The organism is Micromonospora narathiwatensis (genome assembly GCF_900089605.1).
GTDB classification, from domain to species: Bacteria; Actinomycetota; Actinomycetes; order Mycobacteriales; family Micromonosporaceae; genus Micromonospora; species Micromonospora narathiwatensis.
The window spans coordinates 2,241,617-2,263,840 of record NZ_LT594324.1; the positions used below are offsets into that span (position 1 = coordinate 2,241,617).

Here is a 22,224-nt window from a genome sequence, read left to right on the forward strand (position 1 = left end):
GGAGTCTTTACTGTTAACAAGGTTTAATTTATGTTCATGGCAGCTCCACGCGTCGTCCCAAGGGAGTTGCCGTCATGCGTCGAAGAATCATCACCGTCCCGCTCCTCACCACCGGCGTCGTCGCCGCCACCCTGGCCGTCGCCACGCCGGCCCAGGCCCACGGTTACGTCTCCTCGCCCCCCAGCCGTCAGGCGCTCTGCGCGCAGAACAAGGTCCCGGACTGCGGGCAGATCAAGTACGAGCCACAGAGCGTCGAGGGCCCGAAGGGCCTGCGCAGCTGCCACGCCGGGCTCGCCCAGTTCGCCGTCCTGAACGACGACGGTCGCAACTGGCCCGCCACCTCGGTCGGCAGCACGGTCACCTTCACCTGGATCAACACCGCCCGCCACGCCACCAGCAACTGGGAGTACTGGATCGGGAACACCCGGGTAGCCGTGGTCGACGGCGGTGGCCGCCAGCCCGACGCCACCGTGTCGCACACCGTCAACCTCGGCGGCTTCTCCGGCCGGCAGAAGCTGCTCGCGGTGTGGAACATCGCCGACACCGCGAACGCCTTCTACTCCTGTGTCGACCTGCAGATCGGCGGGGGCGGAGGCAACCCGACGCCCAGCCCGACCCCGACCACCCCGGCACCGAGCCCGACCGTGAGCCCGACCAGCTCACCCGCACCGGGCGGCACCTGGACCGCCGGGCGGGCCTACCAGGTCGGGGACCAGGTCACGTACAACGGCCTGACCTACCGCTGCCGCCAGGCGCACACCGCGCTCCCCGGTTGGGAACCGCCGAACGTGCCGGCGCTGTGGCTGCAGATCTGACCGTACGGGTGCGGCCACGCCCCGCGTGCGCCGCACCCGTCCCCACGCCCGGCGGCCGGGGTGGCCGTACCGGTCACCGGCTGGCCGCCGCCCTGCTGGTGGTCCTGCTGACCGCCACCGGTTGCGCGGGCCCGCCGGAGTCCCCCACAGCCCCGACGCCCCCGTCCGGGGCGGCCGCCGAGACCTCGGCCAGCGGGATCGACGTGCTGTTCCTCTCGATGATGGTGGCGCACACCGAGCAGACCCTGCAGATCGTCCGGCTCGGGCTCGACCGCACCGCCGACCCGGAGATCCGGACGCTGATCGCGGCCATCGAGGTCACCGAGGCCGACGAACTGTCCACCATGCGTGGCTGGTTGCGCGACGCCGGACCCTCGGCCATGGCCGCCGCCGCCCGGCACGACCACTCCGGGCACAGCGACGCCCTCGCCGGGCTGGCCCGGCTGCGCGCGGCCCCGGCCGGCGAGGTGAACCGGGTGCTGCTCGACGTGCTCAGCGCACACCAGCGGACGGCGGCGAAACTCGCCGACGCGCAGCTGAGCGCCGGCACCAGCGCCCGGGTACGGGAACTGGCCCGGCGCGTCGAACAGTCGCGGACCGCGGAGGTCGCGCTGATGGCGAAGCTCGCCACCGCGCCGCCGTCCGGGCCGTGACCGCACCGCCCACGGTGGGCGCCCCGCCGCAGGTCGAGGCTTCCCGGCCCTGCGGGGATCGGTACGTGCCCCCTTTCCGCGTGTCCCGTCCGGGGCGTCGGCGGTTGGTCCCGAAAAGGGAGACACCGCGAAACCGCAGGGGGCAGCATGGTCGTGACCACACCAGCCACAGCGACCGGCAAGCCGCCGTCATATCCGCCGGCCCATCGGGTGTGGGCGTGGCGGGGCAGGCCACGGACGGTCGCCTTGGTCTACCTGGCCGGCACGTTCGTGGCGTTCCTGCTCATCGGCAGGGTCAGCGAGGTGCCGAACCCGCCTCTGCTCGTGGGGTTCGTCGTCGCCACCCTGGTCGCGTTCGCGGCCGGCTACACACTGCGACTCCGGGCGGCACAGCCGCCGCTGGTGCCGTTGGACCGCGTCCGGCCGCCGACGTTCCTGATCGTGGCAAGCGCCCTGTATCTCCTCGCCCTCGGCGTCGCCTACATGCGCAACGCCGGGGTCACGGGGCCGGGTGACGTCCTCAACGCGGCCACGAACCCGGGCGCCGCGTACTTCAACCGCCTCCACAGCGAGTCGACGGCGGTGTCCGTGACGGTGCAGGTGCTCACCCTCACCGCCGCGCTGTACCCGCTGCTGATCCCGCTGGCCGTGTTCCACTGGCGGCGGCTCGGCACCGCCGCCCGTGTCCTGACCATCGCCGGGGTTGTCGCCTACGTCGCTCACTACGTGGCGATCGGCACCATGAAGGGCATCGGCGACATGGTGATCTTCTTCGCGGTGAGCCTGGCGGCGAAACGCGCCATTGACCGGCTCGAACACGGACAGCGCCCGGCCACGCGGCCACGGCGGCTGCGGATGGTCGCGGTCGCCGTGATCGGGATGTTCCTCGGCTACATGACCGTGGCGCAGAGCGACCGGCTGGCCGTCGCCGACTCGGAGCTGTTCCCACCCAACCCGGCCGTCGCCGCTGTGGTCGGTGAGGACGCGGCGCGCGGCCTGGCCGCCACCGTCACCTATCCCGTCCACGGCTACCTCGGGCTGGCGTACAACCTGGAGACCCCGTTCGTGTGGACACACGGCCTCGGCGGCTCACCGGCGGCCGGCAGCTATTGGGCTCAGTACACCGGCAGGGACAGCCGGGTGTCGGACCGGTACACGGCCCGCACCGAAGCGCGGACCGGCTGGCCGGACGGCATGTACTGGTCGACGATCTATCCCTGGCTGGCGTCAGATCTGACCTACCCGGGGGCGTTGCTGTTCATGGCCGTGGTCGGCTGGTTCCTCGCCAAGTTCTGGCAGGAGGCCGTCCGGCAGAAACGGCTGCTGTCACTGTCGCTGCTGTGCCAGCTCGCCGTGCTCATCGCGTACGTGCCGGCGAACAACCAGATCGGGCAGATGCGGCCGTCGTTGATCGCGTTCGTGACGACCGCCGTCCTGTCCGTGCTGGATCGGCTCCGCCGCTCGCGGCCGACCTGACCCGCGGCACCGAGCTGACCGTCACAACCGCGGCCCGTCGGGTCGGCTGCGGCAGTCCGTTCGCGTTCGGCGCGGCGTCCAAGCGGGTCCACGGGGTCGGCCCGCGCGCGCGTCGCCACCGGGGCCGGGGCGCCGGCCGCGACGGAGATCACACCGACCGGTGCGGCTGGTCGGCGGTAATCCGGGGGCAGGGTGTCGGCGGCGGTCGGTAGGCTGCCCTGCGGAGTCGCCCCCTGCCGCACGCGACATCCCACGCGGACCCGCGTGGTGCCCCCGCCGCCCCGCAGCCAACCGGATTCAGGAGACTTTTTGTGACCCAGCAACCTGTCGCGACTTCGAACAAACTCGACGCCGCGGTGCTCAAGGTGGCGGGAGTCGTGGTGCTCGGCGCGATCATGTCGATCCTCGACGTGACGGTCGTCAGCGTCGCGATACCGACGTTCATGCGGGAGTTCGACGCGTCCTACGCCCGCGTCGCATGGACCATGACCGCATACACGCTGGCGCTGGCCACGGTGATCCCGCTCAGCGGGTGGGCCGCGGACCGGTTCGGCACCAAGCGCCTCTACATGACCGCCCTGGCGCTGTTCACCATCGGCTCCGGGCTGTGCGCCACCGCCGACACGATCGGCGAGCTGATCGCCTACCGCGTCCTGCAGGGGCTCGGCGGCGGCATGCTCATGCCGCTGGGCATGACGATCATGACCCGGGCGGCCGGCCCGCACCGGATCGGCCGGCTGATGGCCGTCCTCGGCATCCCGATGCTGCTCGGACCGATCGGCGGCCCGATCCTCGGCGGCTGGCTGATCGACGCCGCGAGCTGGCACTGGATCTTCCTGATCAACCTGCCGATCGGCGCCGTCGCGCTCGTCTACGCGCAGCTGGCGCTGCCGAAGGACAACCCCGAGCCGTCGGAGTCGTTCGACTTCCTCGGCATGCTGATGCTCTCGCCCGGGCTGGCCCTGTTCCTCTACGGCGTCTCGTCGCTGCCCGAGGCCGGCACGATCTCCGAGACCAAGGTGTGGCTGCCGATGCTGGTCGGCGCCGTGCTCGTGGTGAGCTTCGTCCTCTACTCGTTCCGGCCCCGGCACCCGCTGGTCGACCTGCGGCTGTTCGCCAACCGCAACCTGACCATCGCGACGGTCACCCTGGTCGTGTTCATCATCGCCTTCATGGGCGCCGGCCTGCTGTTCCCGAGCTACTTCCTGCAGATCCGAGGCGAGTCGACGCTGACCGCGGGCCTGCTGATGGCCCCGCAGGGCATCGGCGCGATGCTCACCATGCCGATCGCCGGGATGCTCGCCGACCGGGTCCCGGTCGGCCGCACGGTGCCGTTCGCGCTGCTGCTCATCGCCGCCGGCTTCTTCACCTTCACCCAGCTCGACGCGGACACCTCGTACTGGCTGCTCTGCGGCTCGCTGTTCGTGATGGGCCTGGGCATGGGCGCGACGATGATGCCGATCATGACCTCGGCGCTGAAGACCCTGCACGCCCAGGAGGTGGCCCGCGGCTCCACGCTGGTCAACATCCTCCAGCAGATCGGCGGTTCGGTCGGCGCCGCGGTGATGTCGGTGCTCCTGACCAGCGAGCTGAACGGCTCCCGGCCGATCCCCGGCATGACGGACCCGAGCGGCAAGCCGGTCACCGAGGCGGGGCTGGCCATCGCCGCGCAGCAGCAACCGGAGCTCCTCCAGCAGTTCCCGGTGCCGCCGGGGCTCATCGAGCGTGGCCTCGACTTCGCGGCCAGCTCCTTCTCCTCGGTGTTCTGGGTGGCGTTCCTGCTCGTACTGCTCACCTTCATCCCGGCCGCGTTCCTGCCCCGCCGGCGCCGGCCGGTGCTCGACGGCCAGCAGCCGGAGCAGCCGCCGACCCCCGTCGGCATCCACTGAGTCACCGGCCGGGCCGTCGGGCATTGCCCCGGCGGCCCGGCCCGGGCATCGTCGACGAGCAGCCGACGGTGCCCGGTCGCCATCCAAATCGTTGATGGTCTGTCGATGATCACGCCACCGGCCACCACGCTTGCCCCGCCGGGGCGTCCTTGACGAACACGATCGCGTCATTGCTCGCCAGGTGGGCCGGGTCCAGCGGGGAGTAGCCGAACCAGGGGGACACGCGGGGAACGGGCGTCACGTCGCCGACGATGGCGGCCAGCCGGCGGGCGTCGACGACGTATCGGTCCTCCGGGAGCGCGTACAGGAGCCCCTCGACGGTGTCCGGGGGCGGGGTCCGCACACCGTGGTGGCGGATCGTGCCGAGGGCTGTGGCCATGACGGCGTACCCCTCGCCGAGTTGGGCGCTGACGATCGCCCCCGCGCTCCACCATTCCACCGGCCGGCCGCCCATCCGCATCGTGCTCTTGTCCCGCTGGAGATGCCCGTTGTGGGCGTGCACCAGCGCCGGGCCCCGCTCGGCGATGGCGAGCAGGTTGGCGGCCATCATCGAATCCCGCAACGCGCACAGCCGTGTGATGCGGCTCGGTGACGTGTCGGCCATCCAGAAGTGGTATCGCAGCAGCCCGGTGGCGGTACGGCCGTACATGCGTGCCCGGTCCCAAGCGTCCGGCGAGGACGCCGCGATCAGGTGTGGCGTCTGCGTGTCAAGCAGGGCCACCAGGTCGTCGGCGAGCAGCCGCAGTTGTTTGGCCTGGGGCGTCTGCCCCACGGACTGGGACGGGTCCATCATCGCGGCGGAGTTGGTCCAGCGGTCGCCGACGCCGAGCAGGCGGTCGAGCGTTTCCGTCGTGCAGGGAAGCAGGTCGGCGTCGACCCAGGCGGTGAGGTAGGCGTGTAGTGCGGTGAGGGCCTGCCGGGGACTCGCGGCGCCGGTGATCTCCAGCGGGCCGTCGAAACCGGCGAAGCGCAGCCGCTCCGACACGGGCCGGCCGTCGTTGTACGCGCGCATCCAGCGCACGAGTTCGCGGTTGGCCGCGGACGCGCCGAACCCGTGGCTGAGGCCGCGCTCCATGACCTCGTCGAGGGTGCCCGCGCCCGAGGTGACGTAGTCGTCCACGAGCAGGCCCATCAGGCAGTCGCTCTCGAGCGCGATCGTCCGGTAGCCCTCCCGCTCGACGAGTTGCCGGAAGAGATCGTTGCGTACGTCGAGCAGAACGTCCTCGCCGTGGGTGGGCTCACCCAGGGCGAGCAGCCGCGGCCGGGTCGGGAGCAACCCCATGACGCTAGCAGCGTCGACGACATGGGCGGCGTCTGTGATAGCAGCAGTCATACCCCTGAACGCTATCGTTGAACCGCCGGTTGAAACCTCTCCGCGATTTTGGCAGGAGAGTGAGGGAAAACCCTAAAAGCGGTGGACAGCTCAGGTCGGTTGACCTGGCGCGAGCGCAGGGCCTGCCTTCGTAGACGATCAGGAACTACGAGGCGGCCGGCATCCTTCCGGGCGCCGAACGCACTGCGCATGGCTCCCGCGCCTACACGCCGCTGCGTGCGTTCCTCGCCCTTCGGTCTTGTCGATGGTTGGTACCCTCGGGAGTCACGTTTACGATTCATGACGCATTTCGCCCTTCTGTAATGGAGGTATTACTGTGGCAGGGATGCTGTATTATCCGTTCTCCAACGCGCCATTGCCTGTTCTCTATCAAGCGGTCCTGTATTGGGACGACCTCGCTACGGTCGTTGCGTCTGGCTGGCAGAACCGGGTCAACGATCGGATGCGTGAGGTCCACGATGCCGGGCTATATCGGCCGATCGAGCCATACGAAGATTTCGAGCCTATCGAAATCGGGGCAATCGAGGCTGAGCTAAACCATGCACTGGACAGCATGCCACTCGATGATCTTATGCCGCCGAGTAGCAACATTGACGAGCGCACGAACATCCTTCATTTAGAGAAGATTCATGGATCGGTCGCGGATGAGTTGCGGCGACACCGGTTGGTCCGTGAGGTCCCTGGTGCGCCGTGGCGCCTCATCGGTTCGCCTGCATTGGTCCACGTTGTCGTTAGTGTCGTCGCGGAGCAGATCGCCAGGCAGGCAAATGAACGGGTCGGGTTCACCTCGGAGATCGGTCTACGTCCGCACACGGATATGAGCATCGCGCACCGGCTCGGCCTAGAGCCGATATCCGGCCAGATGGCAACTCCAGGTTGGCGCGTTGATATTGGCCAGCTGTTGCCGGTACCAGCAGGCGATGTCATGCTGAGCGACCTCTTGCGCTTCCGCAAGGACTACGACCACGAGCGACGGCGGATGATGCGAGCCATCGACGACCTGCTGATGCAGCTATCCCATGGGCAACATCCCGCGGATGTTTTTCGGTCCGTCAAGCAGGAGCTTGCTGAGGCAACAGAGGAGCTGCATGCCGCAGCCGGGGCAAGATGGAAAGTTTGGAGTAGGCGCGCGATCGGGGTAACGGTGGCGACGGGAGGCGCGTATGTGGGAGGTGCGGCGTCAGGTACTAGCGGTGCGATTACGGCCGGCTTGGCTGTCCTTAGTGGAGTGATGATCAACGTCGCAACGGACACTATTCGTGGCACCCAGGCTGGCGACAGTGGGTGGCAGCGGTACCGGTACCTGCACCGCGTACAGCGAAAATTGGGGGCAATCGCAGGCGGCAGGTTACGGTGAGCCGACCACTCGTTGCGGCAAGCTGCGTTGGCGGCCCCTGTGTGCGGGTCTGGTGCCGCTTGCTATGCGCCTCGCGTTGTTAGAAGGCCCAAGCCTTCACGTTCCATCATCGACAAGATGGCGCGCGCGTACCCATCATGATCAGAAACCGTCAGTACCTCATGTGCGAGCCACGGCTTCAGCAAAAGTGACTTGCTCCGTTTGCGAAGCTTGGTCAGGAACGCCTGCACGTTAGGGTCGTCGAGAAACCTCCCATCAACCACCTGATCCAACAGTTCGCGGTGTGAGTCGCCTTCGAAAAACATTCCCTGTCCCTCGAAGCAGTAAACGACGCTCGAGCCATCATCCTTAGGCCTGTAATGCTTCTCTATGCCAGCCAAAAGGTGGTCGCGAACTCGCCGGAACTCGGGCCCGCCGATCGAGAGCAGGCTAAAGAGCGCTACAGCTCGTTCAGCCGCCGTCGACTTGTCGGCGATCGGTTCGATATGCAGCGGATATACGCCGTCATATCTCCTAGCAAAAGATGTCAGCGCTAGCACCAACACCAGTATCGTTCGAAGCTTGCCGGCATGGTTCGTCGAGTTGAAGGCCCGAAACTCGATTGTCTGCCGGTAAAACAGGCTGTTCAGGTTGATCTCGGTATACCGGGACGAGTTGTAGCGATCCGGATGTTCGTCCGAGGCCTCGGCTACGACATACCAGAGTGAGCGCAACTCCTCCCATGTGGCGGGGGAATTCAATGCATTTAATCGGCGAGCGAACGGCTCTACGGGCTGTGCATACAGCAACCTGCGGCCCGAGTCAACATTCAGCATCTGCAGAATGAGGTCAACGTTGCCGGAATACACGTTCACCAGTGACTGGACTTGACGCGGCAATAAATTGCGAGCCTCGACATGTATGTGGATCCCGGCGAGTGGTGAGCGCCTTGCGCCAGCAGTGCGTAGCCGACGGAACAGATCCTGGAGGATGGGAATGTCATCATAGTGTATGGGTGGCGTGACAAGCTCGAAGCCGCTTGGAACGGAACTGTCCCGCACGATTAGCCACTTACGTCCAAGATGATCGTAGTCGCTATTGAATCGTGCACGTACAACTTCCTCTGCACGTCGTACCGAGATGCCATCCATCTCCACCTCGACGCCAAACCGTTCGGTCAGCATGACGCAATGGTAGGCCCCGACGGCCCTCTCCGTCGCGGCAGGGCTGTGCGTTGCCGCCGGTGTCGCCGGGGAGCCCACCTAGGACAACTCGTGTGAGGGTTATGGGGCGGCGGGCTGGTCGGTAGCGTTGGGCGTGGCGGCGGCCGACGGGTCGGTGGTGCATCCCGCGTTATGAGGAGGTTCGGGGTGGATTCCTTGCCGGAGTTGACGTTCGGGCAACGGTTGAAGGTTCACCGGGAGCGGGCCGGGAAGACCCGTGCGGTGCTCGGTGGGTTGGTGGGTCGCAGCGCCGAGTGGGTCAAGGCGGTGGAGACCGATCGGATTCTGCCGCCGCGTGTGCACATGTTGGATCGGATCGCCCGTGCGCTGAAGGTTGACGTGTCCGCCCTGGTCGGGGAGTTGAGTGGTCGGTCTGCCGTGGTTAACGGGCCGGAGCATCCGGCGTTGGCCTCGGTCCGGGACGCGGTGAACCGCTTCACGCTTTCCGGCGACGTCCCCGCTGAGTCGTTGCGCAGTCTCAGGGAGCGGCTTGCGGCGGCGTGGCGGGCGCGGCATCAGGCGTCGGATCACCGTACGGTGCTGGGCGGGCTGTTGCCGGAGCTGCTGCGGGACGTGCAGCGTGCCGCGTTGGGGTACGAGGGTGAGGAGCGCCGGCAGGCGCAGTCCCTGTTGGCGGAGACCCTTGGGCTGGCGCAGATGTTTCTTGCCTATCAGCCCGCGGCCGAGTTGTTGTGGCGGGTCGCGGACCGGGCCATGGTGGCGGCGCAGGAGTCCGGTGATCCGGAGGCGTTGGCGTGTGCGGGGTGGTTCCTGTGCCAGGTGCATCGGGACGCCGGGGACTGGGATACCGCGATGGCGGTGACGCTGGATGTGCTGTCGGCGCTGGAGCCGCGGACGGCGGACGGGGGCACGAATTTGTTGGCGCTGTGGGGGGCGCTGAACTTCGAGGCCGCCTACACCGCCGCTCGTGCTGGAGAGGAGGGCCGGGCTTGGCGGTACTGGGATCGAGCGGATCAGGTGGCGCAGCGCCTTCCGCAGGGCTTTTATCAGCCGCAGACGTCATTCTCCCGGGTCATCATGGGCGCTCATGCGGTGACGGTGGCAGTGGAGTTGCAGAAGTCCGGTGAGGCGGAGCGGCAGGCGCGTCGCCATGACGTGGCGGCGATCCCGTCGAGGCCGCGCCGGGCACGGCATCTCATCGAGGTCGCGCGGGCGCACGATGGCAAAAACGACAAGGAGGCGACCGTGGCGACCCTTCGGCGGGCGTACGAGTCGGCTCCGGAAACGATCCGCTTCAACGGGTACGCCCGACAGATCACCTTGGACCTGCTCGACGGCCCACGTCCAATCCGCGATGACGCCCGTGACCTCGCGGTGAAGGTTGGCCTCGTGGCGTGATCTAGGGGTAGGAACCCTACCCATTCCACCCGGCGACCGTACGTAGCTTCTCCCTCACGGGATGCGGCGGGCGGCGCGGGTAGCGCCTGGTCGCCGCGTCCCTCTCAGCTTCCGGGGGCGAAGAGCCGCCCTCGCGATCGACGAGGGAGGGCATGTGCGGCGCGTTTCATACGACGAATATCTCTCGGCTACCGCGCTGACCCTCGCGCGGCGACACCGTCCGGTCTGGTCTTGGCGGAAGTGGCGGCGTGTGTGCCGCTGTGGTGCGGATCTGCCATGTCGTGCCCGGCATCGGGTGCCGATCGGTCGTGGTCACTGGCCGCAGGAGGGTCATCGGTGAACGGCGAGCAGGAACAGGCCATTCTCGCGGTGCACGTCCGAGGACTTGACGGCATGTGCGTCGGCTGCCATGCCTGGTGGTCGCGGCTGACTCCGTACCCGTGCTGGCAGGTGGATTGGGCGACCAGCCGGAAGGCCCGGACGATCACCGCCCGGTTCTTGGGCGGTGTCCGGTGACCACCCACGGCCCGGTCATGCCGATCTGGAGCTGCGGAGGCTGCGGCCTGCCCTGGCCCTGCACGACCCGGAAGCGAGAGCTGCGGGCCGAGTACGCGGACGCTCCGGTGTCGCTGGCCCTCTACCTCGGCGGCTATCTCGTCCAGGCCACCGAGGACATGCCCTGGACGCCGGCCGGCGTGCTGCACCGCCGCTTCCTCGGATGGGCCCGGCGTTGACGGCCGGGTGCCGGGTACGGGGACGTGAGCCCGTCGTACCCGGCACCCGGGTTTGGTATCCGTCAGCTGGTGGGCAGCGTGGCGGTGCCCTTCAGGTAGTTCTTGCCGGTGCCGTCAGCGCGGTAGTTGTTCTCCACGTTGCCGGCCGCGTCCACCGAGAACCAGTGGATCTTCGTCCCGGCGGGCAGGGTCAGCGTCTCGCCGCCCTCCCGGATGCCGGCCGAGGCGTACATCGTCGACGAGTACGTCGGTGCGCCGCCGTCGAGGGTGTAGAACACCGCCGCCGGCTCGCTCACCGTGAAGGTGACGTCCACCATGCCGGGCGTGCTGCTGGCGGTCACCGACAGACCGCTCTTCGGCCGCTGGTGGTCCTTGTCGAAGTCCTTGGCCACCCGCATCAGCTCGACCAGGCCGTTGGCGAACTCCATCGTCTCCTGGTGCGCCTCGGCCCACGCCGGCTGGAACGAGGTGCCGACCTCGAAGTTCCAGGCGTAGATGCCGTACTTGTACCAGAGCATGTCGCCGGAGTTGCCGGCCGCCGAGTACAGCACGTCGGAGATCGGGCCGGTCCGGGCCGGCGTGACCGCCATGTTGCGGTGCCGCTTGATCGCGGTGAGGATCCGCGACGAGGCACCCCAGAAGAACGACTCCTCGGCCAGGGTCGGCCGCGGCGCCGAGATCCGGCCCGGGGTGGCGTACGCACCCGGCGACCACATGAAGTAGTTGCCGGAGGAGTGCAGGTTCATCGAGAACTTGATGTTCTTGTGCTGGGCCAGCCAGTCGAGGTTCTTGTTCTCCGGCTCGGACAGCTCGCTGGGCCCGGCGTAGGTGTCGCTGGTGCAGCTGCTGGACGCGCCCGAGTAGCCGTCGAACAGGCTGTACTCGGTGTAGTTGCGGTTGTTGTCGACACCCCAGGAGTTACGGCCGAGGGCGTCCGCCGCACCGGTCAGCGGGCAGTGGTTGGTCATGTTCCGGCGCTGCGAGGCGTAGTCGTAGAACGAGTAGTGGCCGCCGTCCGGGTTGATCGACGGGGCGATCCAGATGTCCAGGTTGTTGAGCAGCTGCTTGGTGTGGCCGTCCTGGCCGTAGTTGCGCAGCAGCCGCTCGGCGGTCTCGATGGCGACCAGCGGCGGAACCCACTCGCGAGCGTGCTCCTGGGCGTACGCGAGGACGCCCATCTTGGACCCGTCGCGGTGCTTGCCGATCCGGATGGCGTACATCGGGTGGGGGTCGCGGGAGACGCTGGCCGGCGCCTTCAGGCCGTCGGTGAGCAGCGTCCGGGCGGCGGTCGCGACCACGCCGGCGCCGGCGTCACCGCGATAGGTGTACGCCCGCACGAGCGACCCGGCGTTGGCGTTCAACGCCGCGACGACCTGGGCGGCGGTGCTGGTCAGCGCGCCGCTGGCGTTGGTCGCGAGGCTGACCCGGATGTCCTTGCCGGTCACGGTCACCGACAGGGGCCGGCTGGCGGCGCCCGGGTTGACCAGCTCGACGGAGATGCCGTTGCCGCCCTCGTGCCCCCAGGCCAGCGAGTCGACCGCCACCCGGTTGGCGTTCGCGCTGCCGAGCACCGCCTGCGCCTTGCGACGGTAGCCGTTCGTCTTGTTCGGCAGCTCGACGATCTCGGCCAGGTCGGGGAACTCGGCGGCGAGCTGGTGGATCCGCGCGTACAGCTCGGTCGGCGTGAGGTAGCTGGTGATGAAGTCCTTCTGGTAGCCGGGACCCTCCGGGTCGTCGGCCGGGATCGGCAGCCACTCCTTCACCTGCACGACGGCCACTCCGCCGGTCGGGCTGGTGATCTGGATCCGGTCCGGGCGGGTCGTCACCGTCGAGGCGCCCCGGTGGTACAGGTAGACGCCGGCGTCCACGAAGCGCGAGATGGTCTGGGTGCCGCCCGAGCCGAGCGCCGTGCCGGGGCCGCTGTCCCGGACCACCGTGAGCGTGTTCGTCGCGGTCTGGCCCTGGGCCCACTTCGCCTCGACCGACAGGATCTGGTTGGTGCCGGAGGTGTAGTAGTCGGCACGGATGATCTTGACGTCGGAGGTGTCCGAGGCCGCCAGGGTCGCGGTGAATGCCTGGTTCTCCGCCTTGTGCTCGGCGATGGTCGCCTCGCGCTCGGCGACGCGGTCCTCCGAGTCCGTGGGCTGGAAGAGGACGTCGCCGAGCTGGTAGCCCTGGGCGCGCAGGGCCGCCACCTCGCTCGGGGTGACCACCGCGTGGACGACGATGCCGTCCTCGATACGCGACACGTGGTGGTCGAGGTCGACGCCGGTGGCGACGAGTTCGTCCAGCTCGTTGCTGTCGGCGAGCAGGACCTCCACCACGCTCGCCTCCTCGTCGGGAAGCCGGTTCAGCTCGACGCTCTGGCCGGCCCCGTCGGCGGGTGGGGTGACGGCGGAGGCCGGACTGACCAGGAGCACGGCCGAGAAGGCCGCGACCGCGACGACGGGCGCCCGCCAACGGCGGTCCCCGTAGTTCGGCATTCGCATGTTATCCCTTTCTGGTGGATGGATGCGGAATTACGATCCGCGACGATCGGCGGAATCGAGACCCGCGTGGCGCGATCCCCGGTGCGACCAACGGACGAGGGCTGACGGAATCGGTTACCGCCACCGGTGCGGCGAACGACGGACCGCAGGCGTGAATTCACATCGGTGAGCGTCCGGTGGGGCGGTCGGAGTGGCGTTGGCCAATCCTGAACGCATCTTCAGGCGGCTGTCAATGATAGATCCGTCCAGAATCGACGATCGGGTGGTCGAGCCGCGCGGGCATCGACCCGGTGGTGCCGGCGACCGTGCGACAGGCGTAGGAGCCAGCGGCGGCCATCTTCCACAGGTGTCCGATGACCTGCCCGCGCGTCGGTCCGTAGGTTCGGTGCGACCGTCACGGTGGTGGCTTAGGTCTATGCCGGGCGGGACAGCAGACCTGCAGGTCGACGGGCGCTGCGGGGAAAAGGAGCACGCGGATGCGAAAAGGAAGACTTGCCTGGCGCGCCTCGGTGGTGGCCCTGGCGGTGGTGGCCGCCGGCCTGCCGGCCGGCGGCGCGCTGGCCCAGCCGGGCGCCGACGAACGCCCCGGACTGGTGATCGATAATGGCGTCACCCAGCCGGTGTTCGGGTATGCCGACGCCGTTCGGGAACGGATTTTCGTCACCTCCGACGTCGACACGGACGGCGACGGTGCGCGCGACGTGGTGGCTATGGACATCATCCGACCGAAAGCCAGCGAGAACGGGCTCAAGGTTCCCGTGGTGATGGACGCCAGCCCGTACTACTCGACGGTTTGTCGGGGTAATGAGAGCGAATGCAAGGGCGATGTCGACGGGGACGGGCTGAATGACAAATGGCCCCTCTTCTATGACAACTACTTTGTGCCGCGTGGCTACGCGGTGATTTTGCTCGACATGATCGGCACCAACAACTCGACCGGCTGCCCGGTCACCGGCGGCCAGGCCGACAACATCAGCGCGCCGACGGCGATCGACTGGCTCAACGGACGTCGGCGCGGGTACGACAAGGCCGGCCACGAGGTCGTCGCCGACTGGCACAACGGCCGGACCGGCATGATCGGCAAGTCGTACGACGGCACCCTGGCCAACGCCGCGGCGGCCAACGGGGTGGACGGGCTCAGCACGATCGTGCCGATCTCGGCCATCTCGAGCTGGTACGACTACTCCCGCAGCAACGGCCTGGTCACCCGGGCGAACAACTACTCGGGCAGCCTGGCCAACACGGTCACCGACCCCGGCCGCCGGGCGTACTGCGCGCCGGTGCGGACGGCCCTCGGGCAGGGGGGCGACGACGTCACCGGCGACTACAACGACTTCTGGGCGGAGCGCGACTACGTGCCGCACGCCAACCGGGTCAAGGCCAGCGTCTTCGTGGTGCACGGCATCAACGACGACAACGTCCGCCCGGACCACTTCAGCAAGTGGTGGGAGGCGCTGGGCGAGCAGGGCGTGCCGCGCAAGCTCTGGATGACCGGTACCGGCCACGTCGACCCGTTCGACTTCCGCCGGGCCAAGTGGGTCGACACCCTGCACCGCTGGTTCGACTTCTGGCTGCAGGGCATCGACAACGGCATCATGCGGGAGCCGGCCGTGGACATCGAGCGCGCGCCGGACGTCTGGGAGACGGCTCGCACCTGGCCGCTGCCGAACACCCAGCCGACCCAGCTGTTCCTCACGGCGCCGGCCACCGGGAACGCGGGTGGCCTGTCCCTGAAGTCCGGTCCCGGCAACGCCAAGGCCAGCTTCCAGGACACGCCCACGATGACCCAGGCCAACGCCATCCGGCACCCCTCGGACCCGGCGGCGAACAAGGACAACCGGCTGGTGTTCCTGTCCGGGCCGCTGAAGGCGCCCCTGCACATCTCGGGCACCCCGATCGTCCGGATCAACGCCACCGTCGACGGCGAGGACACCAGCTTTGCCGGGCTGCTCGTCGACTACAGCACCCGTGAGCGTTTCAGCACCGCCGGTGACGGCGTCCGTACGCTGACGGACGAGGACTGCTGGGGGGAGACGGCCAACTGGGGTGGCTTCGCCGAGGACGCCTGCTACAAGAAGGTGGCGAAGAACGTCGCCACCAACCCGCAGGAGCTGGTGACCAAGGGCATCATCGACGGCCTCAACCTCGACTCGCTGTCCGTGCAGACGCCGCTGGTGCCCGGGCAGAAGACCGAGGTCGACCTGAACCTGCTGCCCGAGGACTACGTCTTCGAGACCGGCGCCCAGATCGGCGTGGTCCTGCTCGGCTCGTACTCCGGCTACAGCAGCCGGGCCAAGCAGAACCGGGCCCACATCACCGTCCACTTCGACCGTAGCCGGATCACCCTGCCGGTGGTCGGCGGCCGGCAGGCGGCCGCGGCGGCCGGCCTGTAGGGCGTACGGGGGTGGGGCATCGGAGCATCCGGCGTCCCACCCCCGGTTCGTCCGCCTTGGCTCTACTGGCTCGGCTGGTACTGGCCGGTCAGGCGGCCGAGCTTCAGCGCCAGGTGCAGGCAGAGCCGTTCGTTGCCGTCCTTCAGGTCGGTGTCGGCGAGCAACTCCACCCGCTGCAACCGGTAGTACAACGTCGTCCGGTGCAGCCGCAGCCGTTCCGCGGTGGCATGGGCGTTGCCGGCCAGGTCGAGGTAGGTCTCCAGGGTTTCGAGCAGCACCTGCTGGGTCTCGTCGCCGAGCAGACGGCCCAGCCCCGGATGCACCCGCGCGACGTCCAGGTGCCGGGCGTCGACCCCGGAGAGCAGCCGGTAGATGCCCAGCTCGGACCAGGGCACGATCGGCCCCAGCGCGGGCAGTTGGACGCCCACCCGGGCCGCCTGGAACGCCTCCTGGTACGACAGCACGCTGTCGTACAGGCGAGGGCGGGTGTCGCCGACGCCGAGGACGATGCGGGCCACCGACGTCAGTCCCCGAGTCGCCCCGCGCAGGGCCTGGTCGAGCTGCGTGGCGGCGTCCACCGCGGCGACCCGGCCGGCGCCACGACCCCCGCAGAGCAGCAGGACCCCGTGGTCGTGCCGGACCAGGTGCAGCGTCTCGCGCGACCCGATCCACTGCCGGGTCGCGACGAGGCCGTGCTCCAGGGCGAGCCGGGCCGCGTCGTCGAGCACGTCTTCCGGGGCCACGACGAGCTGGGCGACCAGGGCGGTGACCTGACCCTCGCTGCCGACCAGGCCGTCGGTCAGCAGCGACCGGACGGCCTCGCGTCGGGCCTCCGGGGAGTCGACGAGGAGCGTACGGGTCGCCTCCGCCTCCCGCTGGGAGGTCAGCTCGCCGAGCAGGTTCTCCCGGTAGAGGGCGAGCGACAGGTCCGACATCGCCTCGGTGACCACCGAGATGTCGTCGTCGGTCATCCCCTCGGCCTCGTCGATGAACCACACGAAGCCCAGCAGCAGGTCCTGGTGCCGGATCGGCACGCACACCCGAGGGAGGAGGTCCAGCTCGGGGGAGGCCGGGGTGCGTACGGGCTGCCGGGCCTCCATGATTCCGATCTCCCGCGCCCAGGCGATCACCTCCGGGGTGGTGTGCCGGCGCAGGATCGAGCTGCGGCGTACCCCGTCGATCACCCCGCTGTGCTCGCTGTAGACGACGACCCGCTGGCGCCGGTCCTCGATCAGGGCCGGCCGTTTGACCCGTGCCGCGACCCGGTCGACGATGCGTTGCAGCTCCATGCGCATGCGATTCTCCCGGACGCCAACCCGCTCCGGCGATGTCGCCGCTCGGCTCGGACTGGATATGTGCTGGTAGGACGGTTGGCCTACCTTCGATGATGTTGGCCCGGTGGCGCAATCCCCGTAACCGCACCGCAACATCCGTACCCGGTTTAGCCTCGGCGGTTTCGGCATCTGTCGGAAGACCACGAAGGGTCACCCCCCTAACGTGTGCGGTTGCCGGCCCAACGGGCCAGGGTGGGTCGTCCTGTCGCTGGGTACGCCCACACGAATGGAGAATCCGGGGAGGGACGTCGTGGCCGCATCCAGGCCCTGGCAGGGTGTCATCGCCGCCATCCCCACGCCGTTCCGGGCGGATCTCTCGGTCGACTACGACCAGCTCCAGGAGCATGTGCGGTGGCTCGCCGACGAGGGCTGCCAGGGGGTGGCGCCGTGCGGCTCGCTGGGGGAGTACCGGTCCCTGTCCGACGGCGAGCGCGCCGACGTGGTCCGCGCCGCCGTCGAGGCCGTGCCGCGCGGTTGCGCGGTGGTGCCGGGCGTCGGCGGGTACGGCAGCCGGCAGGCCCGGCGCTGGACCGAGCAGGCCCAGGCCGCGGGGGCCCAGGCGGTGCTCGCGCCGCCGCCGGTCGGGTACCCGGGCGGCGCCACCGAGGTCGTCGCCCACTACCGCGAGGTGGCCGCGGTCGGGCTGCCGGTGGTGGTCTACGCCGACCCGGCCGAGACCACGGTGGACCTGACACCGGAGCTGCTCGCTCGGGTCGCCGAGACCGACGGCGTCGTGGCGGTGCGGGAGCGCGACGTACGCCGGCTGCACCACGTCCGTGACCTGTGTCCCCACCTCGACGTGCTGGTCGGGGCCGACGACGTGCTGCTGGAGTTGACCGCCTGCGGCGCGACCGGGTGGATCGGCAGCTGCCCCAACGCCCTGCCCCGGCTCTGCCGCCGCCTGTACCGGCTGTGTGCCGCCCGTGACCTGGCCGCGGCGCTGCCGTTGTACGCGCAACTGCACCCCCTGCTCCGCTGGGACTCGGAGCCCGAGGTGGTCCAGGCCGTCAAGCTGGCGATGGGGCTCGTCGGCCGGTACGGCGGGCCGTGCCGGCCGCCGCGCGGCCCGCTGTCGACGGAGACCGAGGCGCGGCTGGACCGGGACCTGCGGCGGGCGTTGCGGGCCGCCCACGCCTAGCCGCGACGGTCCGTGCCGGCGGCGGACGTCCTGCACGTGTCGGAAGTGGCCGGTCCACCTGCCGACATCTGCACGGTGACCACCGCGCCGGCCGGCTCCTAGATTCGGTTCGGGGTGTGATCATGTCGGTCGGCGAGTCCGCCCGGCACCCGATCGTTCCCGCCCTCCCGAGCCCTCGACCTGAAAGGTGACTCGATGCACCTTCTGCCCCCCAGGCGTGCGGTGTGGCGTTCGGTGCTGGCTGCCGCGGTCGCGACTGTTGTGGTCGCGTCCGGCTCCGCCGGCCCGGCATCCGCCGCACCGGGTGTTCCATCGGACGGGGTCGCCCCGTTCCAGGCGATCGACCCGCAGAACTGGCAGAACCCCGACACGATGACCTGGGACGACTTCGTCCCGGTGCCCAACAAGAACTGGGCCGACCCCGCCGTGCGTGGGTCGGTCCGCAACTTCAAGATCGCGCTGGTCACGCTCGACTACGCGGACCAGCCGTTCGTCATCACCCAGGCCCCGCAGTCGTCGGTCTTCGGCAACCCGCAGTCGAACGCGGCGAACGTGGCGCGGGACCAGGTCCCGCAGTTCTACGCCGACTTCCTGAACAAGCCCAACGAGCTGAACCGGGGACACACCCTGCATGAGTACTGGATGCAGGACTCCAACGGCCGCTACGGCGTGGACCTCACCGGCTTTGGCCCCTACAAGATGCCGTCGAAGTCGTACCAGTACGGCATCGACAACAGCTTCAACCCCGGCGCCTGCCCGTCGGGGGAGACGTGCAACCGGAACATCCGTACCGACGGGCTGGGCGCCTGGCGCGCGGCGGTCGGCGACGCGGTGGCCAACAGCTTCGAGCTGATCTTCATCCTCTCCGCCGGTCAGGACGAGTCCTCGACCTGGCAGGAGTTCGGCCAGATGATGTTCCAGAACAAGGAGGACGTGCCGGACGCGTGGGGCCCGCCGGACCCCAACCTGCCCAACTACGCGAAGACCCGGTACGTCGACTGGACGTCCTGGAAGGCGGCGGCCACCATCTGGCCGAACGCCAGCGGCAACTCCTCGACCCAGGCGGAGAGCTCCGGCATGGGCGTCTACGCCCACGAGCTGACCCACCTGCTGAACATCGGCGACAACTACAACAACCCCTACGGGGTTCCGTTGCGCCGCGCGTACACCGGCATCTGGAGCATGATGTCGCGCGGCTCGTTCAACGGTCCGGGCGGCCCGCACACCCGTTGGCAGATCCCACCGGTCAACGGCGGCTCCATGGGCTCGCTGCACATGCTGCGGGACAAGCTGAAGATCAAGCTGCTCGGTGAGGAGCACGTGCTGCGGCTGTCCCGGGAGGGGCTCGCCACCTCCGGCCTGGTGGTCGCCGACATCACCGCCCGCGCGGTGGACGCCGGGGACGGCCTGACCGGCATCAACATCGCCATGAACCGGGACCTCTCGCCGGCGTGCAGCGTCAACACCAACCCGCTGTGCGACGGCGGCAACTACAACAACTACACCATCGAGGTCGTCGACCGGATGGGCGCCGACTCGTTCACCCCGGACAGCGGCGTGCTGCTCAGCAAGACCAAGAACGCTGACAGCGCGCCGTTCGTGTGGGTGGTCGACGCGAACCCGCAGGACATCGACATGGTGGACTTCTACAAGCCGGACGGCACCCCCCAGAAGATCACCATGGGTGACTACCGGCAGCTGTCCGACGCGCTGTTCCACGCCGGCGCCAACTCCGGCAGCGAGTACGAGTACGTGGACGAGGCCAACCGGCTGCACTTCTACGTGCTCAACCTCCGCCGGGACGCCGACGGGGTGCTGTCGTACACGGTGGCGGTGCGGTCGCTGGACGGCGCCGGCCCGAGCCAGCACGGCGTGGCCCTGTCCAAGGGCTCCCTGGTCACCCGGGGCAAGCCGACCAACACGGGCGCGTTCTGCACGTTCGACCTGACCAACACCGGCACGTACGTGGCCGGCGAGCAGCAGCACCCGGAGGACGCCAGCGAGTTCCTGACGTCCGACGTGTACAAGCTCTCGGCGACCGTGCCCGGCAAGGGCTGGAAGGTGGAACTGCCGAACGAACTGGCCGTGGCCAAGTTCGGTGCCACCACCGGGGTCAACGTCGCCGTCGGCGCCACCGCCGACGCGGTCGCGACCACCCTGGTCGAGCTCACCGCCACCTCGGTGAGCGACCCGAGCAAGACCGTGACCAGCCAGTGCCGGGTCGAGCGGCCCCGCGCGCTGATCAGCTGATCCACGAGATGGCCCGGGGCGGTGCGGACCGTTCGCCGCACCGCCCCGGGCTCCGCCCCGCGACGATCTGGGAGGACAGATGCGCCGCCTGCTGGCAGTGCTGTGGCTGCCGTTGTTGCTCGCTGGCGCGCTGACCGCCTGCGGCGGCGCCGAGGAGACCCGGTCGGCGATGACCGTGCGGGTGCTCGTCCGCGACATCAACATCCGGTCGGAGGGCGTGCCGTGCGCCGGCACCGGCCCCTACACCCACTTCCACAACCGCGCGCCGTTCCAGGTGATCGACGCCGCCGGCCGCACGCTCGCCGAGGGCTCGCTGTCGTCGGGTACGTCGGTGGCGACCTTCGCGGAGGACCTGGAGGTGGCGCGCGTCCCGACGTACTGCGAGTTCGCCGTGCCGGTCGACCTGGCCGCCCGGGACGCCTACCGGCTGGTCGTCGACGGCCACCCGCCGATCGACCTCACCCCGAACACCAGTGAGGGCCCCGCGCTGGTCGCGGTGGTGCCGTCATGAGCCGCGGGTACGCCGCCCGCCTGGCCGCCGCCGCGCTGGCCCTGGTCGCGGCGCTGTCCGTGGCGGCCTGTTCCGACGGCGCCCCGGCGCGGCCGGAGCCGGTACCGGGTGGCGCCAAGGCACTGCCCGGTCCGGTGCCGCAGGGTCTCGCCCTGCGACCGACCCCGTCCGGCGTGCCGGGCGCGCCGGCCGTGACCGGCCCGCTGACCGACGGCAGCCGGGTCGCCTTCGCCGACCTGTGGGCCGATCGACCGGTCGTGCTCGTCTTCTTCACTTCCTGGTGCGACCAGTGCGCGCAGCGGCAGGACGCCCTGAGCGAGTTGGCCCGCACCTACCGGGACAAGGTCGTCTTCGTCGGGGTGGCCGGCGAGGACAAGGCGGACGACCTGCACCGGTACCTGCGCGAGCATCGGGTGGAGTACCCGGTCGTGGTCGACGACGACGGCGCCATCTGGCGGTCGTACGCGGTCCGCGAACCCCCGGCCGTGGTGATGGTCGCCAAGGGCGGCGCGCTGCTGCGGGGCTGGCCGGGCGGGGTCGACGCGCCGACCCTCGACGGCAAGCTGCGGGAGCTGGTGCTGGCCTCCTGACCCGGCGGGCCGCGCCGCCGGTCAGGGGCGCTGTTCCAGCCGCGCCACGGCGCTCACCACTTCGGGGAACGCGTCGACGAAGAGGTCGACGTGGCGCGCCTCGAAATCCTCGCGCCGTCGTACGCCGCTCTGGAGGCAGGCGACGAAGCGCAGCCCGGCCTCCCCGGCGGCCACCGCGTCACCGGGCGAGTCGCCCACGTACACGCACTGGTGCGGGGCGAGCCCGGTGGCGGCGAGCAGTTCGTCGAACGCGCGGGGGTCGGGTTTGCGGTGCCGGGTGTTGCCGGCGTGGAAGACGGCGCTGACCCGCTCGGCCAGGACGTGATCCGGCGCGAGCAGGTGGGCCATCTCCGACTCGGTGCGCGACGTCAGCAGCATCACGGTCCGCCCCGCCGCCACCAGCCGGTCCAGCGCGCGCAGGTTCTCTGGCGGGATCACGTCGAGCCGGCCCGCCGCGACGTAGCGGCCCAGGACAACCCGGTACGCCGCCGCGAACCGCGCCAGGTCTACCCCGGGCGAACGGCGCGGCATCGCGTCGAGCAGCGGTTGGCCCCAGGTGGCCAGGTGCACGGTACGCGGCATCGGTGGCCGGCCGATCCGTCGCAGCACCTCGTTCTCAAGGTCGAAGCACGCCGACTCAGTGAGGCACAGCGTGTCATCGACGTCGACCACGACCGCCCGGATCATGCGACCAGGGTCGC

At 69.4% G+C, this 22,224-nt stretch carries 18 protein-coding genes; 13 read left to right on the forward strand and 5 right to left on the reverse strand.

All coding sequences use genetic code 11. The features are described 5' to 3' along the window. The first annotated feature begins 74 nt into the window (after positions 1–74). From GA0070621_RS09730 to GA0070621_RS09745, 4 genes are all read left to right on the forward strand, one after another. Positions 75–815, forward strand: a complete 741-nt coding sequence (locus GA0070621_RS09730; protein ID WP_091193645.1) for a lytic polysaccharide monooxygenase — start codon at positions 75–77, stop codon at positions 813–815. Next, entirely contained in the window at positions 800–1,468 is a 669-nt protein-coding gene (locus GA0070621_RS09735; protein ID WP_167666754.1) for a DUF305 domain-containing protein, read from the forward strand. The genes GA0070621_RS09730 and GA0070621_RS09735 overlap by 16 nt, the downstream gene beginning before the upstream one ends. Positions 1,469–1,621: 153 nt before the next feature. Next, on the forward strand, positions 1,622–2,944 hold the full coding sequence (locus tag GA0070621_RS09740; RefSeq protein ID WP_157739917.1) for a hypothetical protein: 1,323 nt from the start codon (positions 1,622–1,624) through the stop codon (positions 2,942–2,944). 311 nt (positions 2,945–3,255) lie between these two features. Beyond that, positions 3,256–4,833, forward strand: a complete 1,578-nt coding sequence (locus tag GA0070621_RS09745; RefSeq protein ID WP_091193651.1) for a DHA2 family efflux MFS transporter permease subunit — start codon at positions 3,256–3,258, stop codon at positions 4,831–4,833. Positions 4,834–4,942: 109 nt separating this feature from the next. Here the strand turns inward: GA0070621_RS09745 and GA0070621_RS09750 are convergent, their stop codons facing one another. Next, positions 4,943–6,115: an erythromycin esterase family protein gene (locus GA0070621_RS09750; protein ID WP_231920996.1), complete on the reverse strand. Its 1,173-nt coding sequence runs from the start codon at positions 6,113–6,115 to the stop codon at positions 4,943–4,945. A 376-nt stretch (positions 6,116–6,491) separates the two neighbouring features. Here GA0070621_RS09750 and GA0070621_RS09755 point away from each other — a divergent pair, with 376 nt between their 5' ends. After that, positions 6,492–7,523, forward strand: coding sequence for a DUF6236 family protein (locus GA0070621_RS09755; RefSeq protein WP_091193656.1), 1,032 nt, complete (start codon positions 6,492–6,494; stop codon positions 7,521–7,523). 62 nt (positions 7,524–7,585) lie between these two features. On the opposite strand, the gene GA0070621_RS09760 is transcribed toward GA0070621_RS09755, so the two are convergent. Then, entirely contained in the window at positions 7,586–8,686 is a 1,101-nt protein-coding gene (locus GA0070621_RS09760) for an amidoligase family protein (RefSeq protein WP_157739918.1), read from the reverse strand. A gap of 186 nt (positions 8,687–8,872) precedes the next feature. Between GA0070621_RS09760 and GA0070621_RS09765 the strand changes: the two genes are divergently transcribed. The 3 genes from GA0070621_RS09765 (at position 8,873) to GA0070621_RS09780 (ending at position 10,818) form a co-directional block, all read left to right on the forward strand. Further along, entirely contained in the window at positions 8,873–10,084 is a 1,212-nt protein-coding gene (locus GA0070621_RS09765; protein ID WP_091202240.1) for a helix-turn-helix domain-containing protein, read from the forward strand. Between the two features lie 168 nt (positions 10,085–10,252). Beyond that, positions 10,253–10,600 carry a hypothetical protein gene (locus tag GA0070621_RS31180; protein ID WP_197674011.1) on the forward strand — a complete coding sequence of 116 codons (348 nt, stop codon included), beginning with the start codon at positions 10,253–10,255 and terminating at the stop codon, positions 10,598–10,600. Next, complete coding sequence (locus GA0070621_RS09780) at positions 10,597–10,818, forward strand: hypothetical protein (protein WP_091193667.1); 222 nt, start codon at positions 10,597–10,599, stop codon at positions 10,816–10,818. Before GA0070621_RS31180 ends, GA0070621_RS09780 begins: the two co-directional genes overlap by 4 nt. A 62-nt stretch (positions 10,819–10,880) precedes the next feature. Here GA0070621_RS09780 and GA0070621_RS09785 read toward each other — a convergent pair whose 3' ends face one another. Further along, entirely contained in the window at positions 10,881–13,307 is a 2,427-nt protein-coding gene (locus tag GA0070621_RS09785) for a M14 family metallopeptidase (RefSeq protein ID WP_091193669.1), read from the reverse strand. A 476-nt stretch (positions 13,308–13,783) separates the two neighbouring features. Between GA0070621_RS09785 and GA0070621_RS09790 the strand changes: the two genes are divergently transcribed. Beyond that, a complete protein-coding gene (locus tag GA0070621_RS09790) occupies positions 13,784–15,700 on the forward strand; it encodes a Xaa-Pro dipeptidyl-peptidase (protein WP_091193672.1) in 1,917 nt (638 codons plus the stop codon). Between the two features lie 62 nt (positions 15,701–15,762). Here GA0070621_RS09790 and GA0070621_RS09795 read toward each other — a convergent pair whose 3' ends face one another. Further along, complete coding sequence (locus GA0070621_RS09795; protein ID WP_157739919.1) at positions 15,763–16,995, reverse strand: PucR family transcriptional regulator; 1,233 nt, start codon at positions 16,993–16,995, stop codon at positions 15,763–15,765. Positions 16,996–17,284: 289 nt separating this feature from the next. On the opposite strand from GA0070621_RS09795, the gene GA0070621_RS09800 reads away from it, so the two are divergent. The 4 genes from GA0070621_RS09800 to GA0070621_RS09815 all read left to right on the forward strand — a co-directional run bounded on the left by GA0070621_RS09800 (position 17,285) and on the right by GA0070621_RS09815 (position 21,523). Further along, positions 17,285–18,172: a dihydrodipicolinate synthase family protein gene (locus GA0070621_RS09800; protein WP_091193679.1), complete on the forward strand. Its 888-nt coding sequence runs from the start codon at positions 17,285–17,287 to the stop codon at positions 18,170–18,172. 195 nt (positions 18,173–18,367) lie between these two features. Next, positions 18,368–20,422: a M6 family metalloprotease domain-containing protein gene (locus GA0070621_RS09805; RefSeq protein ID WP_091193681.1), complete on the forward strand. Its 2,055-nt coding sequence runs from the start codon at positions 18,368–18,370 to the stop codon at positions 20,420–20,422. Positions 20,423–20,501: 79 nt separating this feature from the next. Then, positions 20,502–20,933 (forward strand): hypothetical protein, encoded by a 432-nt coding sequence (locus GA0070621_RS09810; protein WP_091193684.1) that lies wholly within the window; start codon positions 20,502–20,504, stop codon positions 20,931–20,933. Then, entirely contained in the window at positions 20,930–21,523 is a 594-nt protein-coding gene (locus GA0070621_RS09815; RefSeq protein WP_091193688.1) for a TlpA family protein disulfide reductase, read from the forward strand. Before GA0070621_RS09810 ends, GA0070621_RS09815 begins: the two co-directional genes overlap by 4 nt. A 21-nt stretch (positions 21,524–21,544) precedes the next feature. Here GA0070621_RS09815 and GA0070621_RS09820 read toward each other — a convergent pair whose 3' ends face one another. Beyond that, positions 21,545–22,210 (reverse strand): HAD family hydrolase, encoded by a 666-nt coding sequence (locus tag GA0070621_RS09820; RefSeq protein ID WP_091193691.1) that lies wholly within the window; start codon positions 22,208–22,210, stop codon positions 21,545–21,547. Positions 22,211–22,224 lie beyond the last annotated feature (14 nt).

What these genes read in the sequence shown, in the direction of transcription:
- GA0070621_RS09760 (WP_157739918.1), bottom strand. Translation starts at nt 8,686, where the DNA reads ATGCTGACCGAACGGTTTGGCGTCGAGGTGGAGATGGATGGCATCTCG.
- GA0070621_RS09755 (WP_091193656.1), top strand. Translation starts at nt 6,492, where the DNA reads ATGCTGTATTATCCGTTCTCCAACGCGCCATTGCCTGTTCTCTATCAA.
- GA0070621_RS09730 (WP_091193645.1), top strand. Translation starts at nt 75, where the DNA reads ATGCGTCGAAGAATCATCACCGTCCCGCTCCTCACCACCGGCGTCGTC.
- GA0070621_RS09785 (WP_091193669.1), bottom strand. Translation starts at nt 13,307, where the DNA reads ATGCGAATGCCGAACTACGGGGACCGCCGTTGGCGGGCGCCCGTCGTC.
- GA0070621_RS09795 (WP_157739919.1), bottom strand. Translation starts at nt 16,995, where the DNA reads ATGCGCATGGAGCTGCAACGCATCGTCGACCGGGTCGCGGCACGGGTC.
- GA0070621_RS09790 (WP_091193672.1), top strand. Translation starts at nt 13,784, where the DNA reads ATGCGAAAAGGAAGACTTGCCTGGCGCGCCTCGGTGGTGGCCCTGGCG.
- GA0070621_RS09810 (WP_091193684.1), top strand. Translation starts at nt 20,502, where the DNA reads ATGCGCCGCCTGCTGGCAGTGCTGTGGCTGCCGTTGTTGCTCGCTGGC.
- GA0070621_RS09750 (WP_231920996.1), bottom strand. Translation starts at nt 6,115, where the DNA reads ATGGGGTTGCTCCCGACCCGGCCGCGGCTGCTCGCCCTGGGTGAGCCC.
- GA0070621_RS09820 (WP_091193691.1), bottom strand. Translation starts at nt 22,210, where the DNA reads ATGATCCGGGCGGTCGTGGTCGACGTCGATGACACGCTGTGCCTCACT.
- GA0070621_RS09805 (WP_091193681.1), top strand. Translation starts at nt 18,368, where the DNA reads ATGCACCTTCTGCCCCCCAGGCGTGCGGTGTGGCGTTCGGTGCTGGCT.
- GA0070621_RS09815 (WP_091193688.1), top strand. Translation starts at nt 20,930, where the DNA reads ATGAGCCGCGGGTACGCCGCCCGCCTGGCCGCCGCCGCGCTGGCCCTG.